The organism is Rhizorhabdus phycosphaerae (genome assembly GCF_011044255.1).
Taxonomy (GTDB): Bacteria; Pseudomonadota; Alphaproteobacteria; order Sphingomonadales; family Sphingomonadaceae; genus Rhizorhabdus; species Rhizorhabdus phycosphaerae.
In genome coordinates this window covers 1,341,526-1,352,357 of sequence record NZ_CP049107.1, presented here as the reverse complement: position 1 = coordinate 1,352,357, position 10,832 = coordinate 1,341,526, and the positions used below count along the sequence as shown (strand labels likewise).

Here is a 10,832-nt window from a genome sequence, read left to right as displayed (position 1 = left end):
CGTCCGCGAGACAAGGTTTCCGAAGCTTCGCCGATTTTCTCTACGAGTTTTAGATAAACTCCTCGCCCGGACCGCTCAAAACAACGTTTCCGTCCGGCCCCTGCTCAGCAAAAGTGTGAGCTTCGGCGATCCTGTCTAACGGGAAGGATTTGGCAATAGTCGGTCTCAGCCCGCCAGCCTTCAAAGCAGCGGAGAGCGTTTTAACAGCCGCATTGCGTTCGATATCGGGAAGCGTAAATATCTGAAGCGTCTTGATAGATGCACCTTTGAATTGAAGCGCATAATAGGGAATCGAAGGAAACCTGTTAGACGTAGAAGAATAAGAAACGATCAGACCATAATGCTTTAGTAATTTCACATCCATTTCGATATTTGCGGAAAAGTCCACCTCTATAATCTGATCAACGCCACTCGGGAAAATATCCGACATCACCTTCACAACGTCTTGCTCACGGTAGTCGATGACATAATGCGCACCGGACGTGCGTGCGCGCTCGGCCTTCTGTGCACTGCTGACGGTCGCTACGACCGTAGCGCCGGCGGAAGACGCCAGTTGAACGGCTAGTTCGCCCACTGCGCCAGCGCCACCTTGGATGAATATGGTTTTTCCGCGCGGATCACCGTCGGCATATACCGCCGCGTAGGCGGTGAAGCCGGGCACGCCGAGGCATGCGCCGATCTCAAATGAAACATTGTTTGGAAGAACTGCGACATTCTGAAGTGGCAACGCCACATATTCGGCTGCCGTGCCGGCTTCGCGCGGTCCCGGCGGCGCATAGCCGTGGCGGAAAACGGCATTCCACAACCAGACCCGTTTGCCCAGCCAGCTCTTCGGAACGTCGGCGCCGACTTGCTCGATGATCCCGGCGCCGTCGCTGTGCGGCACCATCCGCGTCGCAATGCCGTTACCGGCAAAATTACCGCGATGCTTGTAGTCCGAAGGGTTGATGCCCGATGCCTTGATATGCACGAGCACTTCGCCCGCCTCGGGACAAGGACGGGGCATGTCGCCGATTACGAATACGTCGCCCGCCGGACCAGGCCGGTCATACCAAGCGGCCCGCATCACTCCGCCCAGACCTGGGCAAATACACGCTGGAAGTTCTGGCCTAGCACTTTTTCGATGACACGATCTGCATAGCCTGCCTTGGACAGATCCCAGGCAACCACCTCCAGCCGTCGCGGCGTATTCATGCCCGGAACTATAAACGGGCCGATGCCGTCGAGCGGTGCAGATATTCCCTTCTCATCGCGCCCAGAAACCATATCCTTCAGAGCACGCTTGTACCCGTCGTCAAACACAACCGGTGTGGTCGAGTTGTCACTACCGATGCCGACATGATCCTCGCCGCAAACGTTCAAAGCATGCAGCAAGTGGCGGTTGAATAGAGCCTGCGACGCGTAGAGCGGATCCTGGCCGAGATAAGGCATCATATAGATCCCGAAGACGCCGCCGCCGTCGGCCACCGCGCGCAACACTTCATCTGGCTGATTGCGAGGATGGTCATAGACCGCCCTGCATGCGCTATGCGAGACGATGATAGGCGTGTTCGATGCATGCGCTGCGTCGAGGGCGGTTTGCGGATGTGAATGCGCCAGATCGACGATCACGCGGCGGCGATTGATATGACCGACTGCCTCGTGTCCTCCTTCGCCGAGCCCGGCCGCAGCTTGGGTGGCCAGGCAGCCCGATCCGATCCTGCTCTCGCCATTATAGGTGAGTTGCATAATGAGCACGGACTCATCGGCAAACCGATCTATCGGCGTCAGGTCATCCTGCATGAACTCCAGCCCCTGGAAGCCGAAGATGATGCCGAGCAACCCTTGGTCCTTGGCACGGACAAGATCGCTCGGCCTTTCGATCAGCATCAGCTTGTCGGGGTTCTCCGCGATATCATCCTTGACCTCCCTGATTCGATTCAGCTTTTCAGCAACGTTCGAACCATGGACGGTCAGATTAACCGCTGTGATCCCGGAACGGCGCGCATTGGCGAGTTGCTCGGCGGTAAAGCGCGGTCCTGCCGGTGGATAATAGACGTTGAACGTGTTCGGGGTAGCAAGCGCATCGATGACCATGGCCTGATCATAGAGTTTGCGGACATGGGCAGGCGGCTCAGCTGTTTCCACCGTCCATAAATCGGTTGGCCCCAGAATACCTTCCTGCGCGCAAACAGTGCAGGTCCCGACACCAGGATGTGCGGTGGTAACCGCGCCGGTATGCCCCTTATCGCCTCCGATGGCGCCATCACCCATAATAGTTCCTTTGGCATTTTGAGTTCGAAAGCGGCTCGAAGGGCCGTTCCCCGGCCGCACAGTCATGCGTGTTCGAGCAGTATCTCGGCGAGTTCGGTTGCGCTGTCGATCATGAGGTCATGCCCCCCGTCGAGCGCATAGACATGGTTGCCGGGCGTAAGCCGTTCGGCCTCATACCAGCCGGGCATTGGCGTGGGCATGCCGATGTCCTTCGTGTTGTAGACGAGCAGCCGCTTCGCGATCGATCGATAGGCGCCAGTCAGACGAATGCTCTGTATGAAACAAGCGATCGGATGTGGCGTGAGCTTGGAATCAACCCATGCGTGATGCTCTTCAGCGCAGCCGAATTGCGCCGCTTGCAGCGGCTTCACGAGACTGCCGTCTTCGCTGGCATTGGCAACGAACGGGGCGATGACCACGGGCAACAGCGAAAATTGCGAGTCACCGTCCTTCGGCAAGGCGGCGTCGAGATAGACGAGCGTCGTAATCCGATCCGCCAACTGGTCGGCAACACCCGTGATGACCATCCCGCCATAGGAATGGCCGCACAAAATCACGTCCTGAAGATCGTGCCAACGAAAGAGCGCGACAATGTCAGCGATATGCGTATCGAGATTGATCACGCCGAGCGACGCAAGGTGGGCGTTTTCCCCGACGCCGGTCAGCGTCGGTGTGAGAACATTGTGGCCAGCACTTTCCAGGGCAGGACGGATTTTATCGTAGCACCATCCTCCGTGGAAGGCGCCTGACACGAAAACAAAAGTTGCCATAAATCTCGTCACTCCCCCGGATTGCCGATCGTCGAGGATCAATCGAATTTCACGCTCGCGGTTATACCATAGGTAACCGGCTTACCCGGAAACCGCAGAATGGTGTCAAATGCGCGGAACACGTTCGAGTAGTTGTACGTGTTGGTGACGTTGTTGCCCCAGACCTGGATTTGCCATTTGTCGTTCGGCCCCCTGATGCCTGCCCGAAGGTCGAGCAACGCGGCAGACTTGATGCGGTACAATGGATTTTCACCCAACTGAGCGAAGGAACTGCTCGTGTAGGTCACGCCTGCGCCGAGGAAGGCCGTCAAGTCACCACCGACAGCCCAGTCATACTGCGCGTCGCCGGCAGCATTCCACCTTGGCGAGATCGGAACCTCGGTTCCGGCGAAGTTTTGCAGCAAACCATCCTGATCATAACCTGTGAAGCGGATGATCTTCGTCTTCAAATAGGTTGCGGAACCGCTGAGGCGCAGCCCTGCGAAAGGCGCCGCTATCACTTGGGCCTCGGCACCCTCGACGCGCGACTTTGGAATGTTCACGAGCGCGCTGAGCGGGCCGAAGATCGGATCGGGCGATCGGCCCTGAACCTGTTTGTTGCGATAATCATAGTAGAAGGCCGCAGCGTTAAGCTGAAGTTTGCGCTCGAAAAGCGGCAATTTGACGCCCGCCTCATAGGCGAGAACCGACTCCTGCGTGACAGGGAAGAACTGCGTGTAGCTCGACGCCGCGAGGGTTGGGAAGCTGCCGGACTTGTAGCCCTTGCTTGCACTCAGATAGAAAAGCGATCCGTTGTCGGTCTTATAATCGATGCCAGCCCTCCACGAGACGTTGTTTTCCTTCAGCGTTGAGACAATCGCACTAGGCTGCAGCGTTGCGCTGAAGGTCAGGCACTGTGTGCTGCTGAGTGGCGGGCGTCCGGCGCCGTTAAAAAGGCCGTCGAGAAAGGTGAAAGCCGCGGCCAAATTGCCGTCGCCGCCATCGAAGAGACAGCCATAAAAATTTCGATTGGACTGCGTGTAGCGGACTCCGCCATGGACGGTGACGTGCTCACCAAAGCTGTAATCGATGTTGCCAAAGCCAGCATAGGTCGAGATCCTGTTGCGGACCAGATTGCTCGTCTGGCTGATCAGCGTACCGGGCAAGATCGCAGCAGCGTTGGATTCTTCTGGAAGAACATAGACGAGAAGGTCTGAGGCGGTATCGCGCTCGTAATTACCGCCGACGATGATCTTGGCGTTACCGAGATCGGCCTGGGCGCGCATTTCCTGCGAGAAAGTCCTGATTTGGCCGCGCTTGATGACGTCGTCGACCTGGAAACGCGTACCGTCGAAATCGACCTGAGAGCGGGCGCGATATTGCTCATAGGCGGTTATCGAGGTCAGGGTGACGGATGGCGCAATCTCATAATCAGCGCGAAGAGCGAACTGGTAGAAGCTGTCGTCGCGCTTGAACGGCTTTCCTGGGGTCCAGTCCGCAGCGCGATTGTTTTCGGGCGCCAGCGGATAGCCCTGCAGAACGTTGATCGCATTGGGATCAGTGGGCGGAGTCAGGGGCGAAACCTTGATCACCTGTGCGGCCAGCGTGTCTGACTTGTCGAGCCAGCCGTTTACGTTGAGCGTGAACTTGAGGCTCTCGGTGGGCTTCCAGTCGAGGAGGACGCGACCCTGCACGACATGCGTTTCGCCAAGTGAATCGTTGCGCGTGTAACTCTTCTGCCAATCGCCGCCCTGGGTGGTCCTCACCGATAAACGGCCATTCAGATTGTCGGCAAGCGGGCCGCTGATAAAGCCCTGAAGGTCGGCGGTATTGAAGCGGGAATAGCTGCCCCTTAGGCCCGCCTCGAAATGGTCGGTCGGCTTGTTGGCGATGTAGTTGATCGCGCCGCCTGTCGCATTTTGGCCATAAAGCGTGCCTTGCGGTCCTTTGAGAACCTCGACGCGCGCAAGGTCCAGCGCGGCCGCTTTAGTCATCACGGAGAAGGGAAGCGATACTTCGTCGGTATACACGCTGACCGTGGTGCCGGCCGTCAACGAATAATCGAAGAAACCAACGCCGCGCAGCGTATAGACCGGCGCGTCATAGCCGGTCTCCTGAGCCGAGAATCCAGGCACAAGCTTGGCCAGGTCGGCGGTGGAATTGACGTTGCGCTGGTTGAGAGCGTCGCCGCTGATTGCCGCGATCGAGAGCGGGATGCTGTTCGCACTTTCCTGACGACGCTGCGCGGTTACGACAATCTCGCCAATGCCGCCCTCGCCATCGACCTGCTGCGCGCCGGATTGTACGGTGGTTGTCTGAGCGAGCGTGGGACCCGACCATGCAAGGACGGTTACGCACCCACTCAGCATCAAGATCGATTTAACGGACATATTGGCCCCCTTTGGCTCCATTCAAGCCCGCCATTGCGCAGCGAGCAGTGAGAGGGAATTTGCCGATGATCATCAAATGCTGTTTACAGAATGAGACACAAAATTGACATAGGGAGGCGTTCCGTCGGTTTGGAGCGCGCTACGACCTCAACTCCAAGGACCTCGGGATCATGGGCGACGTCTGATAGTCGGCGGCAATTTCGTCCACGGCAGGTCCGCCGGATCGGCCGCCATCGCTCCAGCCGCTTTCGCTGTCAAAATGTCCCTGTCCTCGTCTTCGACCAGTGGAGCGAAGTCGGCCCGGAAGTGGTTGGTGCTCTTGACGACGATAATCCGCATGGCTTCCGGGGCGATTCCCAAGCCGCGGAACAGTTCGCGATCCTGGGCGCCGATCCGCGCACTCGTCACCGCAATAAGGACGCCCTCGATCTCCAGGCAGGCGGAGGCGCCGAGGTTGGTTACGAAGCCAGTCATCTTGGGGCCTTTGAAGGTGAAGCGACCGTCCGCGATCGCCCTCACCTTATAGCGGCCGAAGACAGGCGGATCGCTTGCACCTTGAAAGGTCGGCCCGGATGCGCCAACCGCCAGCTCGATTGTGGCGCCGACGCCCGCCGCCACGGCTGTGGCTGCGGCTGCTTCGTCAAATAGCAGCCCTATCGTAACCTGGCCCGGGAAGTGGCGACCTGCATTTTCCGCAAGAAGCGCGTGCAACATGCCGGTAGTGCTCGCTGTACCGCCGGCCCCCGGATTGTCCTGGGTGTCCGCGATGACGACAGGCTTGCCGGTCAGCGTGGTACGCGCGATGGCCTGCGCGACAGCGGCGCGTGGCTCATAGATTTCGAGCTTCCAACGGTCCGCGTCAAGCGCAGCCGACGCGAGCCTCTCGACGGTCAACGCTGCTTCATCGCCATAGCCCCAGATCATGGGCGCGCATTCTTCGAAATCTGATGCAGGAAAGCCCATGCAGAAGCTCGAAATCGTGCCATGGTCGGTGTCGAGACGCACGAGCAGTTCATAGATGCTCTTTGCAGGCTGGGTCGTCGTGCTTTGTGCGTTCACCGGAATCAGAAATGGTAGACGCGTATGCGACAGCTTTTCGCGCGATCCTTGCCTGATCCTGCGATCGAGCAACTCAGCCGCCAGTTCGCCGGTCTCCACATAATCGATGTGCGGGTTGGTGCGGAATGCGACGAGCCCGTCAGCCAGATCGAGCATGGCCTTGGTCACGTTCGCATGAAGATCGAGACTGGCGACGATCGGCAGATCATCGCCAACTACGCCCCGGATGCGGCGAAGAAGCTCTCCGTCGGCATCGTCCGCGTTGTGGGCCATCGCTGCGCCATGCATATCGATATAGATCGCGTCAAAGCCGCCTTTGCGCACGTCTGCGATGATTGTGTCGCAGATGAACTCGAAGGCTTGGGCGGTGATGTAGGAGGACGGTACCGCGCCGCACCACAGGCTCGGCATGATAGTCCAGCCCTTGTCGCGAGCGACACGAAGAAATCCTGAGAGCGAGACGTTCACGCGCGAGATGCGATCGATCATCACAGCGCCATGGCTGGCGGCAGGAAGCAACTCGCCGCGTTCGAACGCAGCCCAATCGGCCAGATTGGGCGCGAAGCTGTTTGTCTCGTGCTTGAAGCCAGCGACCAGCACCCGCATCACGACTTGACCTGAGTTGGCGCGAACGGATGCGCATTCGATGCATCCCCCGATTTATTCAATTCTCGCTTGGCCATCATCATCACTCCGGCTCCCAGAATTGCGACGACCGAACTGGCGGCAAGGGCAAGGGCGAGGCTGCGAACACCGTGATCCGGTTTCAATATGTCGCTCGTCAGACCCACTGCCGGGACGACAATGGTGAGACTGATCACATTCGTGACCGACGCCCACAACCCGATGGCGATACCGCGCAACTTCTCTGGTGCCGCCTTCTGGATCAAGAGCGTGCCCGGTGTCAGGAATCCAAAGGCAAAAGGGTAGGTGAGACACAGGCCGACAATCGCGACCGTTTTATTCGATGTCAGGGTGGTCAGGGCGAGCGCTGGACCCACGGCGAGCAGTGAAAGAATCAGAATCACGCATTCCGGCTGTTGGATATGTGGTCGAAGCCGGTCGCAGGCCCAGCCGCTGCCAATCGAACCGACGCTTCCGCCCGTCGCCATCGCGATCGACATCCACAAGGCGGTGTCAATCATCGACATTCTGTGGACACGCACAAAATAGACCGGCAGCCAAGCCTGAACGACATAATAGATAGAAATGCCTGCAATGCTCGCGATCACCGACAGGCGGTAAGCGCGAATGGCTGCCAAGCGGCGGATCGCATGACCGAGATGCAATGACATGATCACCTCGGCGAAATTCCGGCCCGTTGCGGCCCGCGGATCGCGCAACGCGAGCCACATCAAAAGGCCCAGCAAAAGCCCAGGAGCGCCCGCAAACAAAAACGCGGCGCGCCAGCCAAATGAGGTCGCCACCACGGCGCCGATCAGCATGCCGAGGCATCCGCCCACAGGCACACCGAGATAGAAGATCGCAGTTGCCAAGCCCCGTTGCCGCGGCGGGAAGCAATCAACGATGAGCGACGCCGACGCTGACTGTGATCCCGCCTCGCCGATACCGACGCCCATTCGAGCCAGTGCCAATTGAACAAAATTCGCAGCGAGTCCGCAGCAAATTGTAAGGATGCTCCAAATCGACATCGCGGCGGCGATCAGCCGCGTCCGGCTGACATGGTCCGACAGGCGCGACATAGGGATTGTGAAGAAGGCGTACATCAAACCGAACGCAGTACCGGTCAGCAGGCCGAGTTCTGCGTCATTCAGCCGGAGATCGATCTTGATTTGCTCGGCGAGAATGTTGACGACCTGACGGTCGAGGAGATTGAGCGTAGCCGCAAGAAAGAGAAAGCCAAGCGTCGACCATCGCCGTGGCGTGGAAATGCCTTTCCAATAGCCATGCTCTCTTTCCAGCGCCGAGACATGCGCGTCGGACATCTTTTTCTCCCGGGAATGGACCGAGCAGGCAGGGCACGCGCTGATCACCGCAGCGCGCCAGCATCCCTCAGATATCAGACTAGGCAGATCGCAGTGAACATCCGGGGGCATTCATTTTACAATATGCGACAGCTCTCGGGCGGCTATCGCCGTCGCCGACGCCCCGTTGCTGATGTAACTCTGGCCTGGCCGAGTTCTGCTCGCATCGTCGACGCGCTGCGTCCATAGGAGGTCTGGAACCATCGCGAAAAGGCGCTGAGACTTTTGAACCCCGTCGAGCATGACAGCTCGGTCAGCGACAGTCCGGGATTGCTGATCGCCTGCTGAATAAGTTGCAGGCGCAGGTCATGCAGCAAGGCTTGATAGGTGGTGCCTTCGCGATTGAGGCGTCGGTTCAGCGTGCGGCGGTCGATCCATAATTCGTCGGCAATCGCTTGCGCCGAGAAATCACCATCTTCGAGCCGTTGACTGATCATGCGTGTGACTCGCATCGCCATCGTGTCCTGTCCCCGCTCGAGCAGCGGCTGCAACTGCTTGATCGCGAGGCGTCGTAGGAACGGCGGCGACGTCACGAGCGGGCGGCGGAGCAAGGCTTTGTCGAGCACGAGGCCCGACAGCGTTTGTTCGTGGAGGATTTCGCATTGGAAAATCCGACGCGCGAACTGACCGTCGGGAAGAGGCGGGAAGGTAAAGGTCACCAGTTCAGGGCGATAATCGTCGCCGATCAGCCAGCGCAACTGCATCAGGATGCCAGTAATCCCGAACTGGGTGACCTGCATCGACTCCAGCATCGTGTTGCCCGTAATTTCCACCGCAATGATCGGATAGTCGAAGCCGGTCTGCAGATGGACGAGAGTTCCATCGGAGTGGAGGCGCATGTGCGATGAGTAGAGCCGGATCGCAGCTTCTACATCGTCGGCTTCGCGCATCAGCAGGCTGACCGCACCAAGATCCGGTATGCCGCGCGCATGAGCAACGCGCATGCCGAAGTCCATAAGGCCGGTCTTCTCCGCGGACAATGCCAAAAGCTTCACGAATGCATCGAACGAGATGAGCTCATCAGGGTCTTGCGCATTGCCGCTGGCCAAACCGACTTCCCGGAGCATGGCCGCCGGCGATAACCCGGCCGCCTGCGCGGCCTCCGCATAGCCATTCAATGTTGCGCGCCGAATTACCCTTCTTTCGTGCATAAGACTCCTCTTGCGTCCCGATATGTCAACCGCCCGCCTCTAAGTATCAAGTCTAAAATGTCGCGCGTGGATACACGAGCCGTGTCGGCCCCACCTTGGGGCAACCGGGACCGGGGTAGGCCGACATCTGACGCTGATCCCGCGTCGTCCGGGACAGTTCGATCTTGCGAGGTTCGAGATGTTTTTGCCGCTGTCTGACCGCCGAATATCGACGCGTGGAGCACGCACTTGAAGGCCGTTCGCATAGGCGCGCCAGCAGGTCTCGATCGTCTCGAGACCGTGGAGATAGCCGATCCCGGACTTCCGGAAGCGGGCGAAATCCGGGTGAGGATTCACGCGACCTCTTTGAACTATCACGACTACCGGATCGCCAATGGCGAGGCATTAGCGGTGCGAGGGCGAATCCCGATGGCCGATGGCGCCGGTGTAGTCGAAGCAATTGGGGAAGGGGTCGAAGCATTCGCGGTCGGAGACTCGGTCGTGTCGCTATTCTTTCCGCAATGGTCCGATGGGCCGGCGCGAATTGGAGATTTCGCGCAGACGCCGGGCGATGGTGTCGACGGTTACGCGCGTGAGGTTGTGGTACGGCCCGCAAGTTGGTTCACTCATGCGCCGGCAGGCTTTACCCATGCTCAAGCAGCTACTCTGACGACGGCAGGGCTGACCGCATGGCGAGCGCTCGTCGTCGACGGAAAGCTCAAGGCCGGCGACATCGTGCTGACACTGGGTACGGGCGGCGTCTCGATCTTCGCCTTGCAGTTCGCCCATGCAATGGGTGCGCATGTGATCGCTACATCGTCGTCGGACGAAAAGCTCGAGCGGCTGCGAGAATTGGGCGCTGCACATACGATCAACTATCGAGCCACACCTGATTGGGGACGCGCCGCAACCGATTGGACGGGCGGCATCGGCGTCGATCACGTCGTCGAAGTGGGCGGTGTCGGCACCCTGCCGCAATCGATCGCCGCAGTCCGGATCGGCGGCCATATCTCTCTTATAGGGGCGTTAACCGGCAGGTCGGGAGATGTCCCCCTTACTGCCTTTCTCGTGAAACAGGCACGGCTCCAGGGGCTGATCGTGGGCAGTCGGTCCCATCAGATCGACATGATCCGCGCACTCGAGACGACCGGTATCAAGCCAGTCATCGATCGCACATTCGCGCTGGAAGATTTGGGCGAAGCATTTCTTCTGCAGGAAGCAGGGCGCCATTTCGGAAAAATCGTTGTCGAGTTCTGAAAGCGCATG

8 protein-coding genes are annotated in these 10,832 nt (G+C 59.0%); 1 reads left to right on the top strand and 7 read right to left on the bottom strand.

Annotated features, from left to right (window positions below; translation table 11 throughout):
* Positions 1-49: 49 nt before the first annotated feature.
* From G6P88_RS06155 to G6P88_RS06125, 7 genes are all read right to left on the bottom strand, one after another.
* Positions 50-976, bottom strand: coding sequence for an NADPH:quinone reductase (locus tag G6P88_RS06155; RefSeq protein ID WP_165322362.1), 927 nt, complete (start codon positions 974-976; stop codon positions 50-52).
* An 89-nt stretch (positions 977-1,065) separates the two neighbouring features.
* A complete protein-coding gene (locus tag G6P88_RS06150; RefSeq protein WP_165322361.1) occupies positions 1,066-2,253 on the bottom strand; it encodes a dipeptidase in 1,188 nt (395 codons plus the stop codon).
* Positions 2,254-2,315: 62 nt separating this feature from the next.
* Entirely contained in the window at positions 2,316-3,023 is a 708-nt protein-coding gene (locus G6P88_RS06145) for an alpha/beta fold hydrolase (RefSeq protein WP_165322360.1), read from the bottom strand.
* A 38-nt stretch (positions 3,024-3,061) separates the two neighbouring features.
* Entirely contained in the window at positions 3,062-5,392 is a 2,331-nt protein-coding gene (locus G6P88_RS06140) for a TonB-dependent receptor (RefSeq protein WP_165322359.1), read from the bottom strand.
* Between the two features lie 168 nt (positions 5,393-5,560).
* Positions 5,561-7,057: a M81 family metallopeptidase gene (locus G6P88_RS06135; protein ID WP_165322358.1), complete on the bottom strand. Its 1,497-nt coding sequence runs from the start codon at positions 7,055-7,057 to the stop codon at positions 5,561-5,563.
* Positions 7,057-8,397, bottom strand: a complete 1,341-nt coding sequence (locus G6P88_RS06130) for an MFS transporter (protein WP_165322357.1) — start codon at positions 8,395-8,397, stop codon at positions 7,057-7,059. Before G6P88_RS06130 ends, G6P88_RS06135 begins: the two co-directional genes overlap by 1 nt.
* 143 nt (positions 8,398-8,540) lie before the next feature.
* On the bottom strand, positions 8,541-9,587 hold the full coding sequence (locus tag G6P88_RS06125) for an AraC family transcriptional regulator ligand-binding domain-containing protein (protein ID WP_226946741.1): 1,047 nt from the start codon (positions 9,585-9,587) through the stop codon (positions 8,541-8,543).
* 228 nt (positions 9,588-9,815) lie between these two features.
* Between G6P88_RS06125 and G6P88_RS06120 the strand changes: the two genes are divergently transcribed.
* Entirely contained in the window at positions 9,816-10,823 is a 1,008-nt protein-coding gene (locus G6P88_RS06120) for a zinc-dependent alcohol dehydrogenase family protein (protein WP_165322355.1), read from the top strand.
* Positions 10,824-10,832 lie beyond the last annotated feature (9 nt).